The organism is Thalassotalea sp. Sam97 (assembly GCF_041379765.1).
Lineage (GTDB): Bacteria > Pseudomonadota > Gammaproteobacteria > Enterobacterales > Alteromonadaceae > Thalassotalea_A > Thalassotalea_A maritima.
Genome location: NZ_CP166919.1, coordinates 1,022,854 through 1,046,075 on the forward strand (window position 1 = coordinate 1,022,854; position 23,222 = coordinate 1,046,075).

Below are 23,222 nucleotides of genomic sequence, written 5' to 3' on the forward strand. Positions count from 1 at the left end.
CGGGAGACGATAATGGATGTAACCAGTGGCGCGAGTCCGCAGTCCGCGGCCACAGTGTTCAACCCTGTACCATGTTTGCAACAAGAGGCTTTTGCCGGCGAGTTAGCGCAATTGCGTGTGCAGGCAGGGCAGTTACAGCAGTTGTTCAACGTGATGCCTATGGGCGTTATCGTTATTAATGATGACGGTGTCATAACTAATGCTAATGAGGCGGCACAGCAGTTATTTGCATGTACATTAGTAAGCAAAGTATGGGTTGACGTGATCAAGCAGTTTTTTCAACCTAAAGAAGATGATGGCCATGAAATATCGCTAGTTAATGGTCGTCGTATAAAGTTGGATATAGCCGCGTTTAATGGTAACTCCGGGCAGTTAATTTTACTTACCGATTTAACAGAAACTCGTTTATTGCAAGACGAAATTAGTCAGTTGCAACGATTATCGGCACTTGGGCAAATGATGTCTACGCTAGCACATCAAATTCGTACGCCGCTGTCTGCGGCACTGCTTTATAGTGCTAACTTACAAGCCGATAATTTATCGAGCGAGACCAAGCATAAATTTCAGAATAAGCTGTTGTTGCGACTACAAGAGCTTGAAAAGCAAGTCAGTGACATGCTGTTGTATGCTAAAGATGGTCGCAAACAAGTGGTTGGCGTGGTTAGTGTTGATGATATGATCCGCAAAACATTACAGCAGTTAGAGCATTCGCAAAAGCAATCTAATGCAGAGCTACATTATCAGGGGGCAGGGCCTGCGCCGGTTAACGTAGTTGCTAATGAAACAGCCCTTATGGGGGCATTACAAAACCTTATTCAAAATGCCATTGAAGCGGTTAATGTTGACGCTGTCGTAGAAATTACGGTGGTAGTCGATAAACAAACCGTTTGGATTGATGTGATTGATAACGGTGATGGAGTGGCAAAACAAGACGTAGACAAAGTCTTTGAGCCCTTTTATACCTCAAAAATTCAAGGTACAGGGCTTGGGCTTGCGGTCGTTAAAGCCGTTGCTCAAGCACATCATGGTGATGCGAGTGTAGTTTGTAGCCCTGTGGATGGGGGACATTTTCGTTTGAGTTTACCTTTATACGTTGCTAGTAAACGAATATAAATTGCATTGGTTAATCGCATTGTTAAACGTAGGTTATTAAATATTAGCAACAGCGCAAGAACGAAAAAGCTAGTAACCGATCACTTCAATGCTGTGATTTTGACTGATTAATATCACTGTGCAGAAATCTGAAAGTATAAAAAGAATAAGAGACCAAGTATGTCCCAGCAAGTTGTTTTGGTCGTAGAAGACGACTCAGGCTTACGCGAAGCTGTTGTTGATACCATAGCTTTATCCTCATATCGATGTCTTACGGCAGATTGTGCCGAGCAGGCGTTGGTTATTTTAAATCAACAACCAATTGATTTAGTCGTTACGGATGTGCAAATGGGGTCGATGGATGGCTTAGCGTTACTTAAAAATATTCGCGCCCGATGGCATGCTATGCCTGTCCTTGTTATGACAGCATTCGCCAGCATCGACAATGCGGTTGAGGCGATTAAAGGTGGTGCCAGTAATTACATCGCTAAACCTTTTGCCCCACAGGTGTTGCTGAATATGATAGAGCAATATATGCCGCTACCAGTCATTGATAAAGAGCAGCCTATTGTCCAAGATGAGAGTAGCTTAAAATTACTCAGTTTGGCTGACAAGGTTGCCCGAACAGATGCATCGGTGATGATTTTAGGACCGAGTGGTTCAGGAAAGGAAGTTTTATCTCGTTATATTCATCAGCGTTCTCGGCGTCAACAGGGGCCATTTGTTGCGATAAATTGTGCTGCGATCCCTGAAAATATGTTAGAAGCAACCTTATTTGGTTATGATAAAGGGGCTTTTACAGGGGCCATTAGCGCGTGTCCAGGTAAGTTCGAACAAGCGCAAGGCGGGACTATTTTACTTGATGAAATCACCGAGATGGACTTGGCTTTGCAGGCCAAAATTCTTCGTGTTATTCAAGAGAGAGAAGTTGAGCGATTAGGTTCGCGTAAAGTTATTAAGCTTGATGTAAGGGTCGTTGCGACCTCTAACCGAGACCTCAAAGAGGCCGTTCAACAAGGGGTCTTTCGAGAAGACCTATATTATCGTTTAAATGTTTTCCCATTAAAGTGGTTGCCTTTAGCAAAGCGCCCCGGCGATATTTTGGTTTTGGCGCAGTCGTTTGTCGAACGTTATCATGGTCGCGGTTGTCGTATTAACGACTGCGCGCAACATAAGCTCTTGGGGTATCACTGGCCGGGCAACGTTCGCGAGCTTGATAATGTGATTCAACGCGCGTTAATAGTCAAAACAGCAGAACACATTAGCGATGATGATATTTTACTTGAAGATCATATTTACTTGGCAGAACCTTCATCGTCCCCGGTGACAGCGGTAACCAAAGCAGACGAAAATCTTGGTAGTGAACTTAAACATCAAGAGTTTCAAATTATTTTGGATGTGATGCAGTCTTGCGAAGGCTCACGTAAAGATATGGCTGAGCGGCTTGGCATCAGCGCTCGAACCTTGCGTTATAAACTTGCTAAGATGCGCGAGTCTGGTATTGAATTACCTGCGTAACAAAGCCAAGTAATAGAATAAAAAATATTAATCGGATAATGACTCACATCAGAAGTTTGCTAGACTCAAGCGATAGTGCTGGATCTGCTTTATCGATTAATCAACGATTGAATTCTGTTAAATCATCACCATATGTGTTGCTTATACCGAGAAAAATCGAGAATTGACCAATTCAGAGCCTGAACAGGAAAAGTTAAAACTATGATCCCTAAGTTTGTTAAAGTGGTAGTAACCACGGTGACCATATTGCTGCTATCAGCGTGTAGCACAACCTCGCAGTCTCAGGATCCTCGCGATCCATTAGAATCAATAAATAGACCTATTTGGACATTCAATTGGGATTATGCTGACAAATACGTGTTTAAACCGGTAACCGAGGTTTATGTTGATGTCGTGCCGACACCGGTTCGTAATGGTGTTTACAATGTTGCCCTCAACCTTAATGAGCCCTTCACTGCGGTCAATAATGTATTGCAAGGCAAGTTTCAGCGAGCAGGTGTGGCGGTTGGACGCTTTGTTTTAAACTCAACGGTAGGCTTACTTGGTTGGTTTGATGTCGCCAAACATGCCGACTTGCTGCGCGAAGAAGAAGAGTTTGGTGAGGTTCTTGGTTATTACGGTGTGGCTGATGGCCCTTATTTAATGCTACCTGCACTGGGTCCAAGTTCGGTGCGTGATGAGGTTGGCGACTTTGTTGATGGCTATTACTGGCCACTAGCGATTATTGACTTTTGGCCTAATGTTGCGCGTAATTTAGTGATCGCCTTAGAAACCAGAGCGTCATTAGCTGAGCAAGAAGCGTTATTAAATGAGTCATTGGATCCGTACGAGTTTGTGAAAAATGCCTATTTCCAAAATATTCGTTATCGCTTGTATGATGGTAATCCACCCGTAGAGATTAACGAAGAGCAAGAACAAGAGCTGGACGAGCTACTTGAAGAGTTTTAAACCAGTACCGTGTACTTAATAAAAAAACAGGCGCTTGCTAAATGTAAGCGCCTGTTTTGATCTTAACAGTTAATAATGAGCTGACAAAGCCGATATTAATTGTTGTCAGAGGCTTGTCGCCGGTTAAATTGCTCTACTGCTGCATCGATGTGTTTACTTAGAAACATCAATGATATAGGACGTAAAATAACAAAATAGGCAACCAGTACCAAGGCCAATGGCAAGACAAATAACCAAGAGTCGATTTTTGCCAACAATAAAAATGGCGGTATCAATATCAACAGCTTTAACAGATTAAGTGCAAACTTGGTCGGCGCAGGCATTTTATTATTCGCAAGCTCAATAATTTGTTGTTTTTCTGAAAAATTAAAGGCTTGTAACTGCTCGAATTGATTGGAAGAAAAATAGAATTTCATACGGCATCGTCTAAACTAGTTTAAGCGTTATTGTAGCAAACTCATCACCGCCAGCAAACTGAGACAAGAGAAAATATCGCGCATTCAAGCGCTAATCTGTAATTATAAATTTGTTGTTTTTTTAAGTACCTAAATCTTTTTGCTTTTGCTACAATTGCGCCAATTTTTAAAAACAGGTTAAGAAAAATGAACGTAATTGAAGGATCTTTTGTTGCTAGCGGTAAAAAGTTCGCTATCGTAGTTTCACGTTTTAATAGCTTTGTTGTAGAAAGCTTGCTTGAAGGTGCTGTTGATGCCCTTAAGCGTCACGGTCACGTTGATGATAATGACATTACAGTGGTTCGTGTACCGGGTGCTTACGAGCTACCTGTAGCAGCGAAAAAACTAGCGAAAAACGGTGAATACGACGCGGTTATCGCCATTGGTGCAGTAATCCGTGGTGGTACGCCACACTTTGATTTTGTTGCTGGTGAGTGTAACAAGGGCCTTGCTCAAGTGGCTATGGAATTTGATATTCCTGTGGCATTTGGTGTAATTACTGTAGACTCTATTGAGCAAGCAATCGAGCGTTCAGGAACTAAAGCTGGTAACAAAGGCGCAGAAGCTGCATTAAGCGCCCTTGAAATGGTTAATGTATTAGAACAACTGTAGGTATAAAGATTTGGCTAAACCATCTCCTCGCAGAAAAGCACGTGAATTAGCAGTGCAAGCTGTGTATTCATGGCAACTAACTGGCAATGACATCTCTGACATTGAAGCAAATTTTATTGCGGATAATGCAAAGCGTCGTTTTGAAATCGACTATTTTTCAAAATTGGTACGTGGCGTAGCCGCTCGCACTGGCGTTTTAGATGCGGCCATTGCGCCTCATGTCGCGCGTCCATTAGATGACGTTGACCAGGTTGAGAAAGCAATTTTACGTGTTGGCATTTACGAGCTAAGCGAATGCAAGGATGTACCGTATCGCGTGGTTATTAACGAAGCTATTGAATTAGCAAAAGCATTTGCTGCCGACGATAGCCACAAATTCGTTAATGGCGTTTTAGATAAGGTCGTTAGTGAGTTTCGTCCAAACGAATAATCTATATTCTGTTTTATGAAAGAGTTTGAATTAATCAAACAATTCTTTACGGCACAGCCTGTTGCTCGTAAAGATGTGACATTGGGCATAGGCGATGACTGTGCCCTATTGTCAGCCGGCGGTGATAACCTTATTGCGGTCACAACCGATACCTTGGTGGCCGGCGTTCACTTTCCTGTTGACACTCACCCTCGCGCTATTGGCCATAAGGCTGTGGCGGTGAATTTGAGTGATCTTGCCGCTATGGGGGCAATGCCAAGCTGGATATCGGTGGCCATCACATTACCTAGTGTTGATGAGTCATGGCTTCGCGAGTTTAGCCAAGGAATGTTTGAACTTACCGAATACTACAATGTACAAGTGATTGGTGGCGACACCACGCAAGGTCCACTCAGTATTACCATTACTGCCCAAGGCTTAGTGCCTGAAGAGCGTGTGCTACGGCGTGATGGTGCGCAAAACGGTGACTATGTTTTTGTGACCAACACGGTCGGTGATGCCGGCTTAGCATTAGCTGCGATTAACGGTCAGGTAGACTTGGCTGAGCAAGACCGGCAAAAGGTCATGAAAAAGCTTGATTTTCCTAAGCCACAGGTACTTGTTGGACAAATGATCCGTGAATTCGCTACAGCAGCGATTGATGTTTCAGACGGTTTATTAGCTGATTTGACCCACTTATGTAAGGCATCAACGCTCGGTATTGATCTAGACGCTGATAATATTCCAATGTCAGAAACATTACTTACAAATCTTGGTAAAGAACAAGCGATAAATATGGCATTAACCGCGGGCGACGATTATCAGTTAATTTTCACTGTCCCGGCGACCAATAAAGTTGGTGTTGAAACAGCCATGGCGCACGCCAATGTCGATTATCGTTGTTTAGGACAACTTAACCCATCGCAAATCATTCAAGTGTTTCATAATGGCGAGCCATTTAACGTCAGCCAACCTGGCTTTGAGCACTTTTCTTAATAAACCAATAAGAGCGCTATATGAACGAAAATAACCCACGTAAACTATTTAACCTGCGTAATCCCGTTCATTTTTTAGCACTCGGCTTTGGTAGCGGCTTAGCGCCAAAAGCACCAGGCACCTTTGGCACCATCGCGGCACTGCCATTTATATTTTTGCTGGCTCAATTTTCTACTAATGTATTTATTGTTGGTGCCGTGGTTATTTCGTTACTTGGCATTTGGATTTGTGATAAAGCATCGAAAGATGCTGGCGTACATGATCACGGTGCTATTGTCTGGGATGAAATAGCAGGCTTTACCATCACCATGATCGCTATCCCGCTGTCGTGGCAAACCTTGTTGATGGGTTTTATCATTTTTCGTATCTTCGATATCATTAAGCCTTGGCCGATTTCACTAGCTGATAAAAAGGTTGGTGGTGGCTTTGGTATCATGTTAGATGACATTATCGCTGGTATCTTAGCGCTTACCTTAATGCACATCATCTTCTAGTAAACTTCTACCCGTGATTAACGCACACTTAGTTAAACACTGATTGCGCTTCGCTTTGTAACGGACGACCGATAATGACGATAGATGTTATCAATCCAAATCAATATCAAACCAAATTATGGAAAAACGGCAAGGGACAAACCATAGAACTTGCCATGAATAGCGCGGGTTGTGATGAGCAGTTTGATTGGCGCATTAGTAGCGCAACCGTAAGTGAGGAGGGGATATTTTCCGATTTTTCCGGCTATCATCGTCATATGGTATTAATTGAAGGCTATGGTTTAACGCTTAGCCATGACAACGGCCAAATCGATCAGCTTAATATTCCACTCGATGTTGCAAGTTTTGACGGTGGTTGGCAAACCAATAGTAAACTAGCTACTGGCACGATTAAAAATATCAACTTAATGACTAACAAAGACTCGTATATGGCTGATGTACAGACATTTGTGGTATGTCAGCAACAGCCTATCAAGCCTGCTGATTTGGTGTTTGTCATTTCCTTAGCAGATGGTTTGGCACTTTCTAGCGATGACAGTAAAGCAAATCTTACTCAATTTAGTTTAGCGACGATAACTCACGCGATAGAGGAAATTATCGTCTCTGGTCAGCAAGTTATCGTGTTTAGGCTAACTCAAATAAATCGCTAATTAATGGCCGTAAACTGCTCATTGCAAATGTGACTAGTTAAACTCATCAATTTCGATAATTTTCGCTTGGTTATTTTCCAAGCCAACAATAGCTTCCATCCACACGTAACGATTTAATCGTTTTGAGCGATAGCGAATAATAATCTTCGCTTCTTTGTTGCCTAAGTACTCAGTCGAAATGACTTTTGCATCGGTACCCCGGCGTGTGGTGCTTTTATGCCCTTTGGCCAGATACGTTAGATACTCTTGACGATCGTAGTGAACTTTAAAGCCTACATAGTCAGAGCCCTGACTTACGGTAACAGCCAGTTGCGATGATAAAATCTCACGTAACAAACGCGGATCTTCGGTTTTGTGATAGTTTATGACTTGTTGCGCAATGTGATTAATGTCTTGTTCAGAAAGCTCCTCTAGCGCTAAGGCAAAGCTGTTCTTCGACAAGACGACCACAAGCAACCAAACAAATATTCTCATACCATGCTCATTAAACGCATCCATTAGCACAAAGTGAAGGTTCCTTATTCACTTCCCAAGTCTCGATTATGGCCTGTGCTACTTAATTATTCCGGTATCAGGGATGTTGTTGTGTTGTTAAAATTTATAGTCTCTCGGTTAGCATAACGTATTTGTATTAGGGAATGCTAGATTTATTTGGACTAAGCCAAAAAACCACCAAAAATTAACCGTTTAGATTCTTTTTTGAACAAAAAGATGTTAATAATAATGGTTGGAGTGACCGCATTCATCGCATGTTAATTTGGTGAGCAAGGCGGGGCTAATTACTTCCATGTTATCGCTGAACGCTTATTGACGGTGGGCATACAAACCCAGTTGTAAGCGTCTGGTCTTCGATAGCGCGAATATATAATCAGAAGATGTTAAAGGTACGAATATGCTAATAGGCATTCCTAAGGAATCGCTTGCCGGAGAAAATCGTGTCGCTGCGTCGCCCGCATCAATTGAGGCATTAATAAAGCTTGGTTTTGATGTGCTGGTCGAGCATGGTGCGGGTGATAAAGCAAGCTTCAATGACGATGTTTATCGTAAAGCCGGGGCTACCCTTGGCGATACCAATACCGTTTGGCAAGCAGATCTGGTATTAAAAGTAAATCAACCCAATGATAGCGAAGTTGACCTTTTGACAGATGGTGCTCATTTAGTGAGTTTTTTAGCGCCAGCGCAAAATGAAACATTGCTTGTTAAATTAAAAAATAAAAATATTACCTCCTTGGCGATGGAGATGGTGCCAAGAATGACTCGCTCGCAGTCGATGGATGCGCTGAGCTCAATGGCAAATATCGCCGGTTATCGAGCGGTGGTTGAAGCAACTAATCATTTTGGCCGATTTTTAACGGGGCAGATCACTGCTGCTGGCAAAATTCCACCAGCGAAAGTCATGGTCATTGGTGCTGGTGTTGCCGGTCTTGCTGCTATTGGCACGGCAGGTAGCCTTGGTGCTGTTGTCCGTGCTTTTGACACTCGACCTGAAGTAAAAGAACAAATAGAAAGCATGGGCGCGGAATTTCTCGAACTTGATTATCAAGAAGAGGAAGATACCGGCTCAGGTGACGGCTACGCCAAGGAAATGAGTCAAGCGTTTATTGATGCCGAAATGGCACTATTTCGCGAGCAAGCTAAAGACGTTGATATCATTATTACCACGGCAATGATCCCAGGTCGCCCAGCGCCCAAATTAATATTAAAGGATATGGTTGAGTTGATGAAACCGGGCTCGGTTATTGTTGACTTAGCGGCTCCTGGTGGCGGTAATTGTGAATTGACAGTTCCAGGTGAACTGACCGAAGTTAACCAAGTTAAAATTATTGGTTATACCGATCTTGTTTCACGCTTGCCGAATCAGGCGAGCCAACTCTATGCCAATAATCTGGTTAATTTGCTCAAATTATTGTGCAAAGATAAAGATGGTAACATCGATATCGATTTTGATGATCAAGTTATTCGTAATATGACCGTCGTTAAAGACGGTGAAATTACCTTCCCGCCACCGCCTATCAAAGTATCTGCAGCCACACCAGCACCAGCTAAATCACAGGTTAAAGCTGAACCAGCAAAAGCTAAGCAAACATCACCTATGGTCAAATACGGTGCAATGGCCGTTGGTGCCGTGTTGTTTGCTCTTGTTGCACGAGTGGCTCCGGCTGAGTTTTTATCACACTTTACCGTATTCGTGCTGGCCTGTGTGGTGGGTTACCATTTGGTATGGAATGTAACTCATGCTCTTCATACCCCTCTGATGAGTGTTACTAATGCGATTTCAGGCATTATTATTGTCGGAGCATTATTGCAAGTGGGTAGTGATAACCTGATTGTCCAAGTTCTTGCTGGTATAGCGGTGCTTATTGCCAGTATCAATATTGCGGGTGGCTTTTTCGTTACCAAGCGTATGTTGAAAATGTTCAGAAAAGGGGGGGAGTAATGATGAGTGAAAGTATGATCAGTGCATCTTACATCATTGCCGCTTTACTGTTCATTATGTCATTAGGTGGTTTGAGTAAACAAGAAACGGCCAGCTCAGGTAACTGGTGCGGTATTGTTGGTATGGTCATTGCGTTAGTGGCAACCATTGCTAACCCAGCAGTGAGTGGCGTTGCCATTATCATCGCTTGCATGGTGGTTGGCGGTGCTATTGGCTTATTTTTGGCGCGAAAAGTTGAAATGACCGAAATGCCAGAACTTGTGGCTATTCTGCACAGTTTTGTAGGTTTAGCCGCGGTTTTTGTTGGCTTTAATAGTTACTTTGAGCAAAGCCAAGCGATTGCGCCGGCGTTATCACATATCGTAAATAGTGCAGAAGCGACGATTCATCATGTCGAGATATTTTTAGGCGTGTTTATTGGTGCGGTTACCTTTACGGGCTCGGTTGTCGCTTTTGCAAAATTACGTGGCCTTGTTAATAGCGCAGCCTTGATGTTACCCCATCGCCATAAACTCAATTTAGTGATGGTGCTGGTGAGTATTTACTTGCTATTTGACTTTGTTGGTCAAGGTGGAGCAACCATGCCACTGCTTATCATGACCCTTATCGCTTTTGTGTTTGGCTATCATCTGGTGGCCTCAATTGGTGGTGCCGATATGCCGGTAGTGGTGTCGATGCTGAATTCATATTCTGGCTGGGCAGCGGCGGCGGCAGGCTTTATGTTAGGTAACGATTTGTTGATCATTACCGGTGCTCTGGTAGGTAGTTCTGGTGCCATCTTATCTTACATTATGTGTAAGGCAATGAATCGCTCGTTTATCAGCGTTATCGCTGGCGGTTTTGGTAACGACCAACAAAGCAGCGCTGACGTTGACTATGGTGAACATGTTGAAATCAACGCGCAAGCAACCGCGGAATTATTATCAGAAGCTAAGTCGGTAATTATTACCCCAGGTTATGGTATGGCCGTTGCGCAAGCGCAATACCCTGTATACGAGCTAACGCGTGCCCTACAAGAGAAGGGGATTGACGTACGCTTTGCCATTCATCCTGTAGCTGGTCGCTTACCGGGCCATATGAATGTCTTGTTAGCAGAAGCGAAAGTGCCTTACGATATTGTATTAGGCATGGAAGAAATCAATGATGATTTTGCTGACACCGACGTTGTTTTGGTGATTGGCGCTAACGATACGGTAAACCCGGCTGCAGCTGAAGATCCATCTAGTCCGATTGCAGGGATGCCTGTGTGTGAGGTATGGCATGCGAAACAAGTTGTCGTCTTTAAGCGTTCAATGAACACAGGTTATGCTGGTGTACAAAACCCACTGTTCTTCAAAGATAATACAGCCATGTTATTTGGCGATGCAAAAGACAGTGTTGAACAAATATTTAAAGCTTTGTAGTAGCCAGCTAAGTCTTTATATAGGTATTGATCCTTAGCAAAAATTACCTATCTGTCGATAAAAACCCGAAAGGCTTACTTTTCGGGTTTTTTATTTTCTGAGTCAGTCGTATAATCAGCAAACTATTCATCAAATCGCATAGCTTTGTGACACATACATCTCGTCAACAGGCCAATTACGCAAATCAGGCGAATGCACCGATCGGTATTTTTGATTCGGGCGTCGGTGGCTTGTCAATTTATCAAGGCATAAAAAAGCTACTTAGTAACGAACAGCTGATTTATGTTGGTGATATGGCTTATGCGCCGTATGGTGAGAAAACGACAGATTTTATCTACCAGCGCAGCCATCGAATATGCCAGTTTTTGATAGCACAAGGTGTTAAAGCCATTGTTGTCGCTTGTAATACCGCAACCGTATCGGTTATTGCCCAATTGAGAGCCGATTTTAGTCTGCCAATTATAGGTGTTGAACCTGCGGTTAAACCTGCGGCTTTAGCGACAAAAACTGGTCATGTAGCTGTTTGGGCGACGAAAGCCACGGTGGCGAGTGAAAGCTTTGCTAACTTGCGACGTCAGCATAGCAATGGCATAGATTACCACTTGCTTGCTTGTCCTGGTTTAGTTGAATGTATTGAGCTGCAAACACTAGGACCGGCGTTAGACAAACTGCTGGATCAATTCGTTGCTAAAACGTTAGCACACGACATTGATTGCTTGGTGTTAGGCTGTACACATTACCCCTTTGTGAAACAACAAATTCGCCAACGCTTACCAGCCAATATTACGCTATACGATACAGCAGAGCCCGTTGCGAAACAGTTGCAAAGACAACTCGCGCTAAGCCAACTACTGAGCTTAAATTGCGTTATTGCGCAGGCAGATAAATTTTATACAACGTCACCGTTAGCGACAGTAAATCAGGTGTTTTCGGCCTTATTAAACAAACCAACAGTGGTTAACTATACTCACATATAAATTGTGCTGATGAGTGTGCTATCTCACGTCAGTAGACGATCTTGTCAGTACAAGTAGACAACAATACAGGAAATATTCATGAATATTGCAAAAGATACAGTGGTTCAATTTCACTACGTGTTAAAAGACAGTGATGGCAAATTAATTGAAGATTCACGCCAGGGTGATCCCATTGCCATTTTAATGGGTCATAACAACATGATCGTTGGTGTGGAAAATGCGTTAATGGGCAAAGCTGCAGGTGACTCATTCTCGGTTACTGTTGAGCCAAAAGATGCATATGGTGAGTACGTTGAAGGGGCGGAGCAGCGTGTACCGGCAAAGCACTTACAAGGTGCTAAAAACTGGAAAAAAGGCATGGTTGCTATCGTCAATACCGATCAAGGTCAACGTCAAGTAACGGTAACTAAAGTGGGGCGCTTTATGGTGACCGTGGATACAAACCACCCATACGCAGGTCAAACACTGCAATTTGATATTGATGTGGTTAATGTTCGCCCGGCAGAAGAAAGTGAAATTTCTCATGGCCACGCTCATGGCGTAGGTGGTCATCACCACGACTAATTCAGTCGTTCAACCTAGTGCTATAAATCGTTAATAGTAACCTCTATTCGGGGCGGATAATCTAATTTCCGCCCTGCCTCCTACTTATATTAAGCCTTTATTATTTAATTACTTATAAGCTTTGTATTCATTAAAGTCGATCAGTTGGTCGTGTCGGTTGAATGTGTAGGTCCGTATGACCTGATTCTCGCCTGCATACAGGTACATATAGCCACCTTCGACGATATCATCAATATTATTCGGTTTGCCTAAGCAACCTTTCACGACCTCGCTCGATTGACCTAACGTAAAGGCACTTGCAGAGCCTGGGCAGTCATATGTCGGTTTAATTTCTGTTACGGTTTGTTCAGCCTTTTTAGGAGGGAGATCGGGCTTGCGTTCGATATTTTTTAGCTGGCTGATAGCAACGTTTGTGCTATCGGTATTGCTTTCTCTAAAGGTGAGCAGGAAGGTCATTGCCCGTTCAGGCGTTTTTACAACCCAAATTTCTCGCCAAGCTCGTGAGCCAAGCGAGCCCACAGGTTGTTGCGCAATAAATGGCACCAGCTCTGAGTTAGCACTTGTTGTTCCAGTTATTTTCTCTATGCCTGCGCTTGCCTGAGCAATAAGGCTTTTGCTGGCTAACGTTCCTGGCTCAGCTAAGCTTGGCTCTATTTGTGATATTGGTGGCAGATCTTGGGTGGTTGTACAACCACTTAGGAGCAATACTGCGAATGTTAATAGCAAGCCGTATTTCATACACTGTGCCTTTTAAAGAGAAAACGTTAATTTATGAATAAGTAAACTGTGGCTATAACTTTAGTGCATTTTTAATAATAGTCATGCATAGCAGAACGATATCAGAATAAGCTTAGGCTTGTTGTCTTCTCCCTATTGTCTTAACGGCTTGCTACGAAACTGCTTGCCACTGAAAAAAAGGTCGCAAGCTCAGTGACATAATTGTTACAGTCAGCAATTGTTATGGATGTTTTTTGAGCGACTTGAATGTTCTCTTTACTATCGCTTACGTTATCTGTAAGTTATTGTTTATAAGATTTTTTATAAACTTTATTGAGTCAGATCAAAATGTTTTATCGGCTTTTTTGACGACTGCGAAAAACAATAATAAGGGGATATTATGCGTTGTATAGCTCGAACATACCTACTTTCGCTGGCACTATTACCAAGTCTGTCAATTGCTGCTGATTATAAGATATTACATGTTGGTGAGTTGCTGGCAGTACCAGGAAAAACAGTACAAAAGCAGCAATCGATCGTTGTAAAAGATAACCAAATTGAACGAATAGAAGCCGGTTATATTAGCAAGAGTGACGTCGATAAAAACGCAGAGGTAATTGATTTACGCGATAAATTTGTGTTGCCTGGGTTAATGGATATGCATGTGCATATGCAATATCAGTTAGGCCCAAACAGCAAATTAGAAACCGTGCTGTTATCTGCTGAGGACATCGCTATGCGTAGCGTACAGTTTGCTGATAAAACCTTGCAAGCAGGATTTACCCTAGTTCGTGACTTAGGCGCCGATCCCCAGGCGATATATGCGTTACGTGATGCGATAGCAAAGCAGTGGGTTGAGGGTCCTCGTATCGTTGCTGCTGGCCGGGTCCCTGTTACTGGAGGCCATGCCGATGTTGATGGCATGCGTCACGATTTACTTACAAAATACACCTCTGATACGGTATGTAATGGCCCTTATGAATGCCGTGCAGCGACACGTAAAGCCATAAAATATGGTGCCGATGTGATTAAAATCACCTCAACAGGTGGTGTCTTATCCGATACCAACACAGGAACTGGCGTGCAGATGGCTGATGATGAGCTCAAAGAGATTGTTCGCACGGCACACGCATTAGGCCGTAAAGTGGCCAGTCATGCTCACGCGGCGGCCGGCATTAATGCGGCACTGCAAGCTGGCGTTGATTCGATAGAGCACGGTAGCTATGCGGATGCCGATTCGATTCAGTTGTTTAAGCAAACTGGCGCTTATTTAGTTCCAACATTACTTGCCGGTGATACCGTGGTGCAAATGGCAAAAAATAGCGACTTTATGTCACCTGCGATAAAGGAAAAGGCATTACGGGTTGGTACCGATATGATGAAAAACTTTAGTCGCGCGTACGAAAATGGGGTGAATATAGCCTTTGGCACAGACTCTGGTGTCTCTAGCCATGGCAATAACGCTTATGAAGCCGTGTTAATGCAACAAGCCGGTATGACACCGATGGATATCATTATATCAGCGACTGTTAATGCCGCGGACTTGGTGGATTTGAGTGATAGCTTAGGAACACTCGAACCGGGTAAGTTGGCCGATATTATCGCGGTTGATGATAACCCTCTGCAGGATATTAGCATGCTACAACAAGTGAACTTTGTTATGAAAGATGGCCGCATCTACAAGTATGTTCGTTAAATCACACCACCGTCCAGGACAGCCTTGCTGATTATATCTGCTTATCGCAAGGCATAAAAAACGATCAACAAAGACTTGTGAGCAAGCTATTTTAGCATCTCTACCCGGCAAGCAAGTCTCGTTGCAATAGAAGGTTAGCCATAAAGGCTAACCTAAACTAAAAACACTTAATCTACTAATTTTTCTAGCTTTTAATTGATTTTGCATATATTGTGCGGCCAATTTTGTGACACGTACCGTGAGCAGCTGAATAATGCTTGATAATTCTTGTTATCAATTTTGTCCTGCGCTGGACGAATGGCGCATTAACTACAACAATTAAACAAACCTTAATAATTAATTTGTGCCCCCTCACTTTTATATTGGCACCCCAACAGGAGAAATGATGAAAGTTGCCATTTTATCTCGTAATGCAAATTTATATTCCACTCGACGCTTGAAAGAGGCGGGTGAAAAACTAGGGCATCAAGTGGATATTATCGATACCTTGCATTGTTACATGGATATAACCAGTAGTCGCCCTGCTGTGCGTTACTACGGCGAAGAATTACCACTATATGATGCGATTATTCCACGTATTGGTGCTTCGATAACCTTTTATGGCACAGCGGTTGTGCGCCAGTTTGAAATGATGGGCACCTTTAGTATTAATGAATCGGTAGCGATCAGTCGTTCTCGCGATAAATTACGTTCGTTGCAATTACTGTCTCGTAAAGGTATCGGTCTACCGCGAACTGGCTTTGCGAGCCGGCCTGACAATATTAAGGATTTAATCAAGAATGTCGGGGGCGCACCCTTGGTGATTAAGTTATTAGAAGGTACACAAGGCATAGGTGTGGTATTAGCTGACACCAACAAAGCAGCCGAGAGCATTATTGAAGCATTCTTAGGCTTACAAGCCAATATTTTGGTGCAGGAGTTTATTGCTGAAGCTGGAGGCGCGGATATTCGTTGCTTGGTGGTGGGGGGTAAAGTCGTTGCCGCCATGAAACGTCAAGGCGCAGAGGGAGAGTTTCGTTCGAACTTACATCGAGGTGGCAGTGCGGAAGTGATCAAGCTTAGCAAAGAAGAGCGGGCTACCGCCGTCAATGCTGCCAAAGTTATGGGGCTTAACTTTTGTGGTGTCGATTTACTGCGTTCCAATCAGGGCCCAATGGTAATGGAAGTAAACTCATCGCCAGGCTTAGAAGGTATTGAAACCGCAACAGGGTTAGATGTTGCAACTAAAGTGTTTGACTTTATTGCGAAAAATGCCAAGCCACATGCTAACCGTACGCGCGGTAAAGGCTAGGTAGCTTAGTCTGGTTGCAAATGGTCAACATGCGCTGCGAGGAGCGTGTTGACTGACTCGGGCTCTAAAAGCTCGCCAATTAATAAAACAAGTGAAACAGTATGACGGAATTGACCATAGGTGAATACACCATCATGCCAGGTGAAACGAAAAAAATCGATTTACCTGTTGCTAAGTTGTATACAGACTCAGATATTCACATTCCTATTTACATTATTCGATCGAAGCGCAAGGGGCCGACGATTTTTATCAGTGCCGCGGTTCATGGAGATGAGTTAAATGGTATTGAAACCATCGGTCGGTTAATAACCATGAAGGGCTTTAAAATAACCTCTGGCACACTTATTGCGGTGCCTATGGTCAATGTTTATGGTGTTATTAACCAAAGTCGCTATATGCCGGACAGGCGCGATTTAAATCGCTGCTTTCCAGGCTCAGCAAAAGGGTCCCTAGCGGGGCGTCTGGCCAATACCTTTTTGACTGAAATTGTCAGTAAATGTGATTATGGGATTGATTTACACACAGGGGCGATTCATCGCTCTAACTTACCACAAATACGTGCCGATTTGTCGGATCCAGAAACCTTAGAGATGGCTAAGGCTTTTGCGGTACCGGTTATTTTAAATGCCGATATCCGCGATGGTTCTCTGCGCCAAGCGGCGGTTGCTAATGGCACCAAGGTGCTGCTTTACGAGGCTGGCGAAGCATTGCGTTTTGATGAGTTTTCAATTCGTGCCGGTATCAAGGGTATTATTAATGTGTTAAGGCATTTGAAAATGATGTCCAAACGTCGCTCCCGCAAACAGCAAGAAAATTACTTTATTGCTGATAAGTCGGGCTGGATTCGAGCCAGTGAAAGTGGCATGGTAACGCATCATTTTAAGTTGGGAGATCATGTAAAAAAAGGCGAGGTATTAGCCTCCATTGGTAGTCCCTATGGCGAATTGCTGGGTAATGTGATCGCCAGCAAAAGTGGGGTGATTATTGGCAAACAAAACATACCTTTGGTGCAAGAGGGCGAAGCTATGTATCACATCGCCTATTTCCAAGATGACAACGAAGAAATCGCCGAGCAAATTGAAACCATAGAAGATGAGCTCGTTAATAATGTTGAAGAAACCGAGGAATTACTATGAGCGATAAAATGATTATTGGCCATATTGAAAACCTTGACTTGCCTGAGTTAGGGATCACTCAGCTTACCGCTAGGGTTGATACTGGGGCGCAGACATCATCGCTTCATGTCGATAATATCCAGCGCACCCAACAAGATGGCAAACCGGCCATTTCATTTGATATTCACCCTGAAATTCATAATGTCGATAAAACCAAGCGTTGTACAGCGGTACTCATCGATGTACGTAAAATCAAATCATCAAATGCCCAAGTTGAGCAACGTTATGTTATCCAAACAAAAGCTATTTTGGCTGGTTATCATTGGGACATTGAAATTACCTTAACCGATCGTTCAGACATGACCTATTTAATGTTACTTGGTCGTCAAGCACTACGTGGCCACTTTTTAGTGGATGTCTCAAGCCCATTTATTGTATCGAGCCAATAATTACTGCCACATTCGCAACAGAACGAGCAAAGGCCGTTGCTCGTTTTTGTTATTGACATGTCTTTCTTTCGTTATTTCTTTTGGTAACCGCCTTATAGCGAAATATTTTGCGCAAAGATATTGCCTTTAAGTGAAATTCGAGGCAATCTTCGGGGTTTTCATTTCTGTCTGCATTTTACGAGAACCATAGTGAATATTTCAGTTTTACAGGCAACGCTAAAGCGTATCGATTCGAGCAAGATGTTTCAGGGCGTTGTGATCTCTGTAATCGTCTTGTCGGCTTTGTTAATTGGTGCACGCACCCATGATTTACCGACCGAGGTATTAACCACACTGCTGATAATGGATATGGCAGTAACGGTATTTTTTGCTGCTGAGTTGTTGATTCGTTACGTTGCGATGAACAATGCCAAGCAGTTCTTTCGTAGCGGTTGGAATATCTTTGATACCTTGATCGTCATCGGTAGTCTTATTCCTGCTGGTGGTAGTGGAGTGCTATTAGCTCGTTTATTACGTGTATTCAGAGTGCTGCGCCTTGTGTCAATGATTCCAGAGTTACGCTCATTGATTAATGCCCTGATCAAAGCCATCCCAAGAATGGGCTACATTGCTTTGTTGATGTTTGTCATTTTTTATATTTATGGTGCTATTGGCAGCATCATGTTTGCTGACATTAACGAGTTTTTATGGGGTGATGTAACCGTCGCTTTATTAACCTTGTTCCGTGTTGCCACCTTTGAAGATTGGACCGACGTAATGTATGAAACTATGGAGGTATATCCTCTAAGTTGGATTTTTTATATCAGTTTTATTTTCTTTACTGCGTTTATCTTTTTAAACATGATGGTTGGTACCATTTTAGAAGTGATGGGCGAAGAACACGAACTTGAACGTGCTCGTGCGCATGGCGAAAGTAAAGAAGGCGGAGAGCCTGCAACACGTGCCCAAATTGAGCAGTTACAGCAACAAATTGGCGAGTTAACGGCGTTAATCGCAGAAAAAAATAAATAAATATAAGTCGAGAGGACTAATATTTATTTTAGCATTGCTAACTAGATGCTATCGCTAGCCTACTTGAAGCGAATACCATAACGCTTTAGTCGGCTACATTATCGAAACCAAATCTAAAAAAGCGTAGCCACTAGTGCGCGCTTTTTATTGAAAATTGAAAGGAAATACTTTGTTGAGTGATGTTGTTGGTTTTTTAAATAACCTGCTTTGGGGGCAGCTGTTAGTGCCTCTGTTGTTACTGGCTGGCTTATGGTTCACTGTGCGTTTGCGCGGGATTCAATTTCGTCACTTTGGTCATATGTTTTCGGTTATGAAGCATAGCCGTAGCCATGACGGTCATGGAATATCATCTTTTCAAGCCTTATGTACATCACTGGCAGCTCGTGTAGGTACAGGCAACCTAATGGGGGTTGCCGTAGCGATTTCGTTAGGAGGCCCTGGCGCGGTATTTTGGATGTGGATGATTGCCCTTGTTGGTATGGCTACCGCGTTTGCTGAGTCAACATTAGGCCAATTGTATAAAGAAGAAAACCGCCAAGGTAATTATCGCGGTGGGCCGGCTTTTTATATGCTAAAAGGCTTAAAAAGTCCGGTATTAGCTGTGATTTTCTCGGTGTGTTTATTCATTGGTTATGGTGTGGTTTTTTCTGGACCACAAGCATACTCGATTGCCGAAGCATTTAAGTTTTCTTACGGTATTGAACCTTGGATCACCGGTGCGGTGATCACCATTCTCGCAGGTATTATCGTCATGGGCGGGATGAAAAAGATCGCCCGTTTCTCCGAAATGGTGGTGCCTTTTATGGGCGTTATTTATTTCATTGTTGCAATCTGGGTTGTGTTTAGCAATCTACAACAAATACCTGGTATTTTGTCTGATATTGTCATGTCGGCATTTGGCTTACAAGAGGCTGGCGCGGGTATGCTAGGTATGGCGATGATGCAAGGTATTAAGCGAGGTTTATACTCTAATGAAGCGGGTATGGGTTCTGTACCGAACGCGGCAGCGGCTGCTACGCCTTATCCGCCACATCCGGTATCGCAGGGTTATGTACAAATGTCTGGGGTATTCTTTGACACCATAGTGTTGTGTACCTGTACCGCATTTATCATTATGCTCAGTGGCATTGAGTTAGGGCAAACATTTGGTATTCAACTAACCCAACAAGCCATGGAGAACCTAGTGGGTCCTTGGGGCGGTGACTTTATTGCCCTTGCGATTATGTTTTTTGGCTTTACTTCAATTGTTGCTAACTACGCCTATGCCGAGAACGCGCTGCCATTTATGAAGCTGAATAATAAAATCGGCCGATTGTTATTCATAACCGTATTCTTAGGGATGATCTTCTACGCATCCATTGCCACTTTAGGCGAAGTGCTTGGTCTGGCTGACTTAGCAATGGGACTGATGACAGTGATTAACATCGTAGCCATATTATTGTTAACGAAAGTATTGGTTACGTTGGCTAAAGATTATAATCGCCACATCGATAAAGGCGAAGTTCCACGCTTTGTTGCCAGCAAGCAACAAGAGCAGGAGATGAACTTAACCCCTGGTATTTGGAGCGAAGAAAATACCCGCTTACCATAGTCATGATTTGGTATTGTTGCGTGGTTAGCAGGCGATAATCTTAGCTTTGGCTTGACCAGTCGCACGACGACAGCAGTATTTTAAGGTTGTGCGGTATAGGCTTATACTCATTAATAGCGCCATTTTACGGCGCTATTTGTTTCAATATGTGGGCATTTTTGCTATTCTCGCCGACAATTTATTTACCACCTCATTATTATCAGGATAAACATGAGTTTCGATACCATTGGCTTACCAGAACCGCTATTACAAGCCGTAAAAGAATGTGGCTACAAACAAATGACGCCGATTCAACAACGCGCTATCAGCGCTGTAAGAAGTGGTCAAGATGTACTTGCGAGTGCGCAAACCGGTACCGGTAAAACGGCGGCATTTTCGTTACCTATTATCGAGCAATTGTTAACGGCGAAACCATCAACTGTGCCAGTTTTTAAAGCGTTAGTGTTAGCACCAACGCGAGAGCTAGCAAATCAGGTTGCCGAGAATATCAACAATTATTGTAAACACACGCATTTGCAAACTGTGGTGGTGTTTGGTGGCGTCGGCTCAGCGGGCCAAGAAAAACGTTTACGTGCTGGTGGTGATATTTTAGTGGCAACGCCTGGCCGTTTACTTGAGCATGTGCAAATGCGCCATGTAAATTTATCGCAAGTAAAACACGTGGTGCTTGATGAAGCCGATCGTATGTTGGATATGGGCTTCTTAGCGGATATCGAAAAATTGTTTATGCAACTTAAGCATAAGCATCAGACATTACTGTTTTCGGCGACGTTCTCTAATAAAGTGAAGTTGCTTACCAAACAGATATTAGATAACCCGCGTATCATTGAAACGGCCAAGCAAAACGCTACCAATGCTAAGGTTAAACACTTTGTTTATCCTGTTGAAGAAACACGTAAAAGTGAAATGCTTGCTGAACTTATCGGTGTCAATAACTGGCGCCAAGTGATGGTGTTTGCTGGTACCCGAGAAAGTGCCAACCAAATTGCTAAAGAGTTAAAGCTTGATGGTATTAAAGCGGCGTTGTGTCATGGTGATATATCACAAGGCTCGCGTAATAAAGCGTTGCAAGACTTTACCGAAGGTAAAGCGCGCGTATTGGTTGCCACTGATGTTGCCGCACGGGGCATCGATATCCCAGACTTAGAGTACGTGGTCAATTATCACTTACCGTTCTTGCCAGAAGATTATGTACACCGAATTGGTCGTACGGGGCGAGCGGGTAAAACAGGTACGGCAATTTCATTATTATCACCAAAAGATAATAAATTTTTGGCTAATATTGAAAAAACAATTGGCCAGAAAATCGTCCAAATTAAATTACCTGGTTACGAATTTGATCCGCTTGCTTATCAATCAAACGACGAAGCAACAGCGGCTAAACCTTTAGCTAGGAACCGCCATCAGGCGCAACGCGATAAGAACCGAGCGATAGCACAAAAGCAAACCGCTAAACCGAAAAAGTCTAGTACCTCTAAAAAAGCGGTTAAACCTAAAAAGCGTAGCCGTTATTCAAGTAAGTAATGTGCTTGTAGGGTCAAGACACATAGCTAAAGGATGAGCATGTTATCATATCAAGCGATCGACGTACCGTTTGCTAACCGACATCAATGTTGGTTTTGTGGCGAGCCTTACTTACGGTCGCTTGCCTTCCCAGCATCTAATTCATTGCACCTTGATTGTCCTCACCCAGCGATTTTCATTAACGCTTGTGGTGAGTGTTTTGAGCTTGCCAGTCAAAGCAATGGTCACACTATATTTAGCTGCCGACAAGATGTAAAACTAGCACTGTTAAAGCGCTATCATAAAGATTTAGCGATAGGTCAAAATTGGACGCAGCAAGAGCTCGCTGATGCAGGTTTTGAAGGTGGCAATTTTGCCGGCTTTGCCAAGAGTGCCTGGTTTATGTATGAAGTTGCCAAACAACGGGTCAATTTTGCAGGGTGGCCGATACAAGTTGCGGGGCAGGTAGTCGATGATACCTATCAAGGTAAGCAGTTTCACTTTGATGGGGTGACTTATCCTGACATTTATCAAGCGGTGGATTTTTATCGCAAAGCGTTTGATGTTAACAAAGACTTTGTTTTGGCATTATTACAAAAACTCGGTACGAACAAATTTGCTGTTGCGATTCGTATTGCTCGTCAATGTGTCGGCTTTACGCCACAGGAGCGACAACAAGTATTACGCGATTTGTAATACTATGTTATCGCCCAGCGTTTTATACTCTAGCGCGCATGACCAACGATAATGATCGGATCGTAACCGCTGCCTTCACATGCTTTAACCGCAACTTCGTATGTATATGTGCCTTTGTGATGCACCTTGCATTTAAGATCACCATCGCTACCTGACTTTAAATCACACTGTTTAAATGGTGTTTTGTGATTTGGGTTTGATGAGCTTGTCAGCTGAATTTCAAATTCCTGTGCAGGCACGATTTGCCAAGTAATGTGTTTATCTTTGTTACTGCAAATACAGTCTTTTTTCCCCTTACATGGATTATTTTCGTCGCCAAACTCCGCTTGACAATTATCGTGTTGATCGGCGGTGATGCTCTCGACGCAATTATCGGCATTGACGTTAATGGTTAGGGTTTGATCTTTTATTTTATGGTCATCGGCCAGTGCATCCGATAAGGCAAGGGATGCGACAAGCACTGATAAGCCGATTAAGACATAACGAACCGTGGTTGTTACAGTGGCATTCATATAGATTTCCTCGTTATATGACCCTAGTGGCCGATTAAGAAATCGAATAGACGCCAAAACGCAGGGTAGGTTGTACTCATATTTTG

General features: G+C 43.2%; 24 protein-coding genes. 20 read left to right on the forward strand and 4 right to left on the reverse strand.

The window, feature by feature from the left end; genetic code table 11:
- The first annotated feature begins 12 nt into the window (after nt 1-12).
- The 3 genes from ACAX20_RS04500 to ACAX20_RS04510 all read left to right on the forward strand — a co-directional run bounded on the left by ACAX20_RS04500 (nt 13) and on the right by ACAX20_RS04510 (nt 3,558).
- Nucleotides 13-1,113 (forward strand): PAS domain-containing sensor histidine kinase, encoded by a 1,101-nt coding sequence (locus ACAX20_RS04500; RefSeq protein WP_371188898.1) that lies wholly within the window; start codon nt 13-15, stop codon nt 1,111-1,113.
- A 159-nt stretch (nt 1,114-1,272) separates the two neighbouring features.
- The gene (locus ACAX20_RS04505) at nt 1,273-2,610 is read left to right on the forward strand and encodes a sigma-54-dependent transcriptional regulator (RefSeq protein ID WP_371188900.1); all 1,338 of its coding nucleotides are present in this window, start codon (nt 1,273-1,275) and stop codon (nt 2,608-2,610) included.
- Between the two features lie 201 nt (nt 2,611-2,811).
- Nucleotides 2,812-3,558 (forward strand): VacJ family lipoprotein, encoded by a 747-nt coding sequence (locus ACAX20_RS04510; RefSeq protein WP_371188901.1) that lies wholly within the window; start codon nt 2,812-2,814, stop codon nt 3,556-3,558.
- 95 nt (nt 3,559-3,653) lie between these two features.
- On the opposite strand, the gene ACAX20_RS04515 is transcribed toward ACAX20_RS04510, so the two are convergent.
- Nucleotides 3,654-3,974 carry a DUF6170 family protein gene (locus ACAX20_RS04515; RefSeq protein ID WP_371188902.1) on the reverse strand — a complete coding sequence of 107 codons (321 nt, stop codon included), beginning with the start codon at nt 3,972-3,974 and terminating at the stop codon, nt 3,654-3,656.
- A gap of 186 nt (nt 3,975-4,160) precedes the next feature.
- Here ACAX20_RS04515 and ribE point away from each other — a divergent pair, with 186 nt between their 5' ends.
- The 5 genes from ribE (at nt 4,161) to ACAX20_RS04540 (ending at nt 7,174) form a co-directional block, all read left to right on the forward strand.
- Nucleotides 4,161-4,625, forward strand: a complete 465-nt coding sequence (gene ribE / locus ACAX20_RS04520; RefSeq protein ID WP_371188904.1) for a 6,7-dimethyl-8-ribityllumazine synthase — start codon at nt 4,161-4,163, stop codon at nt 4,623-4,625.
- 10 nt (nt 4,626-4,635) lie between these two features.
- Nucleotides 4,636-5,055 carry a transcription antitermination factor NusB gene (nusB, locus tag ACAX20_RS04525; RefSeq protein ID WP_371188905.1) on the forward strand — a complete coding sequence of 140 codons (420 nt, stop codon included), beginning with the start codon at nt 4,636-4,638 and terminating at the stop codon, nt 5,053-5,055.
- A 15-nt stretch (nt 5,056-5,070) separates the two neighbouring features.
- Nucleotides 5,071-6,030 carry a thiamine-phosphate kinase gene (thiL, locus tag ACAX20_RS04530; protein WP_371188907.1) on the forward strand — a complete coding sequence of 320 codons (960 nt, stop codon included), beginning with the start codon at nt 5,071-5,073 and terminating at the stop codon, nt 6,028-6,030.
- A 20-nt stretch (nt 6,031-6,050) separates the two neighbouring features.
- Nucleotides 6,051-6,524, forward strand: coding sequence for a phosphatidylglycerophosphatase A (locus ACAX20_RS04535; protein ID WP_371188908.1), 474 nt, complete (start codon nt 6,051-6,053; stop codon nt 6,522-6,524).
- 74 nt (nt 6,525-6,598) lie between these two features.
- On the forward strand, nt 6,599-7,174 hold the full coding sequence (locus ACAX20_RS04540) for a HutD family protein (protein ID WP_371188909.1): 576 nt from the start codon (nt 6,599-6,601) through the stop codon (nt 7,172-7,174).
- A gap of 33 nt (nt 7,175-7,207) precedes the next feature.
- Here the strand turns inward: ACAX20_RS04540 and ACAX20_RS04545 are convergent, their stop codons facing one another.
- Nucleotides 7,208-7,648, reverse strand: coding sequence for a hypothetical protein (locus tag ACAX20_RS04545; protein ID WP_371188911.1), 441 nt, complete (start codon nt 7,646-7,648; stop codon nt 7,208-7,210).
- Between the two features lie 418 nt (nt 7,649-8,066).
- On the opposite strand from ACAX20_RS04545, the gene ACAX20_RS04550 reads away from it, so the two are divergent.
- The 4 genes from ACAX20_RS04550 (at nt 8,067) to ACAX20_RS04565 (ending at nt 12,555) form a co-directional block, all read left to right on the forward strand.
- Nucleotides 8,067-9,611, forward strand: a complete 1,545-nt coding sequence (locus ACAX20_RS04550) for a Re/Si-specific NAD(P)(+) transhydrogenase subunit alpha (protein ID WP_371188912.1) — start codon at nt 8,067-8,069, stop codon at nt 9,609-9,611.
- Between the two features lie 2 nt (nt 9,612-9,613).
- Nucleotides 9,614-11,014, forward strand: coding sequence for a Re/Si-specific NAD(P)(+) transhydrogenase subunit beta (gene pntB / locus ACAX20_RS04555; RefSeq protein WP_371189578.1), 1,401 nt, complete (start codon nt 9,614-9,616; stop codon nt 11,012-11,014).
- Nucleotides 11,015-11,160: 146 nt separating this feature from the next.
- Nucleotides 11,161-11,991 (forward strand): glutamate racemase, encoded by an 831-nt coding sequence (murI, locus tag ACAX20_RS04560; RefSeq protein WP_371188913.1) that lies wholly within the window; start codon nt 11,161-11,163, stop codon nt 11,989-11,991.
- Nucleotides 11,992-12,069: 78 nt separating this feature from the next.
- Complete coding sequence (locus ACAX20_RS04565) at nt 12,070-12,555, forward strand: peptidylprolyl isomerase (protein WP_371188915.1); 486 nt, start codon at nt 12,070-12,072, stop codon at nt 12,553-12,555.
- A gap of 108 nt (nt 12,556-12,663) precedes the next feature.
- Here the strand turns inward: ACAX20_RS04565 and ACAX20_RS04570 are convergent, their stop codons facing one another.
- The gene (locus ACAX20_RS04570) at nt 12,664-13,293 is read right to left on the reverse strand and encodes a hypothetical protein (protein ID WP_371188916.1); all 630 of its coding nucleotides are present in this window, start codon (nt 13,291-13,293) and stop codon (nt 12,664-12,666) included.
- Between the two features lie 379 nt (nt 13,294-13,672).
- Here ACAX20_RS04570 and ACAX20_RS04575 point away from each other — a divergent pair, with 379 nt between their 5' ends.
- The 8 genes from ACAX20_RS04575 to ACAX20_RS04610 all read left to right on the forward strand — a co-directional run bounded on the left by ACAX20_RS04575 (nt 13,673) and on the right by ACAX20_RS04610 (nt 22,624).
- Complete coding sequence (locus ACAX20_RS04575) at nt 13,673-14,968, forward strand: amidohydrolase family protein (RefSeq protein ID WP_371188917.1); 1,296 nt, start codon at nt 13,673-13,675, stop codon at nt 14,966-14,968.
- A 385-nt stretch (nt 14,969-15,353) separates the two neighbouring features.
- Nucleotides 15,354-16,259, forward strand: a complete 906-nt coding sequence (rimK, locus tag ACAX20_RS04580) for a 30S ribosomal protein S6--L-glutamate ligase (RefSeq protein WP_371189580.1) — start codon at nt 15,354-15,356, stop codon at nt 16,257-16,259.
- Nucleotides 16,260-16,360: 101 nt separating this feature from the next.
- Nucleotides 16,361-17,395, forward strand: a complete 1,035-nt coding sequence (locus ACAX20_RS04585) for a succinylglutamate desuccinylase/aspartoacylase family protein (RefSeq protein ID WP_371188919.1) — start codon at nt 16,361-16,363, stop codon at nt 17,393-17,395.
- Nucleotides 17,392-17,823 (forward strand): ATP-dependent zinc protease, encoded by a 432-nt coding sequence (locus ACAX20_RS04590; RefSeq protein WP_371188920.1) that lies wholly within the window; start codon nt 17,392-17,394, stop codon nt 17,821-17,823. Before ACAX20_RS04585 ends, ACAX20_RS04590 begins: the two co-directional genes overlap by 4 nt.
- Before the next feature lie 240 nt (nt 17,824-18,063).
- The gene (locus ACAX20_RS04595) at nt 18,064-18,834 is read left to right on the forward strand and encodes an ion transporter (protein WP_371189581.1); all 771 of its coding nucleotides are present in this window, start codon (nt 18,064-18,066) and stop codon (nt 18,832-18,834) included.
- Nucleotides 18,835-19,003: 169 nt separating this feature from the next.
- The gene (locus ACAX20_RS04600) at nt 19,004-20,425 is read left to right on the forward strand and encodes an alanine/glycine:cation symporter family protein (RefSeq protein WP_371188922.1); all 1,422 of its coding nucleotides are present in this window, start codon (nt 19,004-19,006) and stop codon (nt 20,423-20,425) included.
- 210 nt (nt 20,426-20,635) lie between these two features.
- Nucleotides 20,636-21,949 carry a DEAD/DEAH box helicase gene (locus tag ACAX20_RS04605; RefSeq protein WP_371188923.1) on the forward strand — a complete coding sequence of 438 codons (1,314 nt, stop codon included), beginning with the start codon at nt 20,636-20,638 and terminating at the stop codon, nt 21,947-21,949.
- Between the two features lie 39 nt (nt 21,950-21,988).
- The gene (locus ACAX20_RS04610; protein WP_371188924.1) at nt 21,989-22,624 is read left to right on the forward strand and encodes a hypothetical protein; all 636 of its coding nucleotides are present in this window, start codon (nt 21,989-21,991) and stop codon (nt 22,622-22,624) included.
- Nucleotides 22,625-22,653: 29 nt separating this feature from the next.
- Here the strand turns inward: ACAX20_RS04610 and ACAX20_RS04615 are convergent, their stop codons facing one another.
- A complete protein-coding gene (locus tag ACAX20_RS04615; protein WP_371188926.1) occupies nt 22,654-23,136 on the reverse strand; it encodes a hypothetical protein in 483 nt (160 codons plus the stop codon).
- Between the last annotated feature and the right edge of the window lie 86 nt (nt 23,137-23,222).

Coding starts and splice junctions, on each gene's coding strand:
- ACAX20_RS04500 (WP_371188898.1), top strand. CDS start 13: ATGGATGTAACCAGTGGCGCGAGTCCGCAGTCCGCGGCCACAGTGTTC.
- ACAX20_RS04505 (WP_371188900.1), top strand. CDS start 1,273: ATGTCCCAGCAAGTTGTTTTGGTCGTAGAAGACGACTCAGGCTTACGC.
- ACAX20_RS04510 (WP_371188901.1), top strand. CDS start 2,812: ATGATCCCTAAGTTTGTTAAAGTGGTAGTAACCACGGTGACCATATTG.
- ACAX20_RS04515 (WP_371188902.1), bottom strand. CDS start 3,974: ATGAAATTCTATTTTTCTTCCAATCAATTCGAGCAGTTACAAGCCTTT.
- ribE (WP_371188904.1), top strand. CDS start 4,161: ATGAACGTAATTGAAGGATCTTTTGTTGCTAGCGGTAAAAAGTTCGCT.
- thiL (WP_371188907.1), top strand. CDS start 5,071: ATGAAAGAGTTTGAATTAATCAAACAATTCTTTACGGCACAGCCTGTT.
- ACAX20_RS04535 (WP_371188908.1), top strand. CDS start 6,051: ATGAACGAAAATAACCCACGTAAACTATTTAACCTGCGTAATCCCGTT.
- ACAX20_RS04540 (WP_371188909.1), top strand. CDS start 6,599: ATGACGATAGATGTTATCAATCCAAATCAATATCAAACCAAATTATGG.
- ACAX20_RS04545 (WP_371188911.1), bottom strand. CDS start 7,648: ATGAGAATATTTGTTTGGTTGCTTGTGGTCGTCTTGTCGAAGAACAGC.
- ACAX20_RS04550 (WP_371188912.1), top strand. CDS start 8,067: ATGCTAATAGGCATTCCTAAGGAATCGCTTGCCGGAGAAAATCGTGTC.
- pntB (WP_371189578.1), top strand. CDS start 9,614: ATGAGTGAAAGTATGATCAGTGCATCTTACATCATTGCCGCTTTACTG.
- ACAX20_RS04565 (WP_371188915.1), top strand. CDS start 12,070: ATGAATATTGCAAAAGATACAGTGGTTCAATTTCACTACGTGTTAAAA.
- ACAX20_RS04570 (WP_371188916.1), bottom strand. CDS start 13,293: ATGAAATACGGCTTGCTATTAACATTCGCAGTATTGCTCCTAAGTGGT.
- ACAX20_RS04575 (WP_371188917.1), top strand. CDS start 13,673: ATGCGTTGTATAGCTCGAACATACCTACTTTCGCTGGCACTATTACCA.
- rimK (WP_371189580.1), top strand. CDS start 15,354: ATGAAAGTTGCCATTTTATCTCGTAATGCAAATTTATATTCCACTCGA.
- ACAX20_RS04585 (WP_371188919.1), top strand. CDS start 16,361: ATGACGGAATTGACCATAGGTGAATACACCATCATGCCAGGTGAAACG.
- ACAX20_RS04590 (WP_371188920.1), top strand. CDS start 17,392: ATGAGCGATAAAATGATTATTGGCCATATTGAAAACCTTGACTTGCCT.
- ACAX20_RS04595 (WP_371189581.1), top strand. CDS start 18,064: ATGTTTCAGGGCGTTGTGATCTCTGTAATCGTCTTGTCGGCTTTGTTA.
- ACAX20_RS04605 (WP_371188923.1), top strand. CDS start 20,636: ATGAGTTTCGATACCATTGGCTTACCAGAACCGCTATTACAAGCCGTA.
- ACAX20_RS04610 (WP_371188924.1), top strand. CDS start 21,989: ATGTTATCATATCAAGCGATCGACGTACCGTTTGCTAACCGACATCAA.
- ACAX20_RS04615 (WP_371188926.1), bottom strand. CDS start 23,136: ATGAATGCCACTGTAACAACCACGGTTCGTTATGTCTTAATCGGCTTA.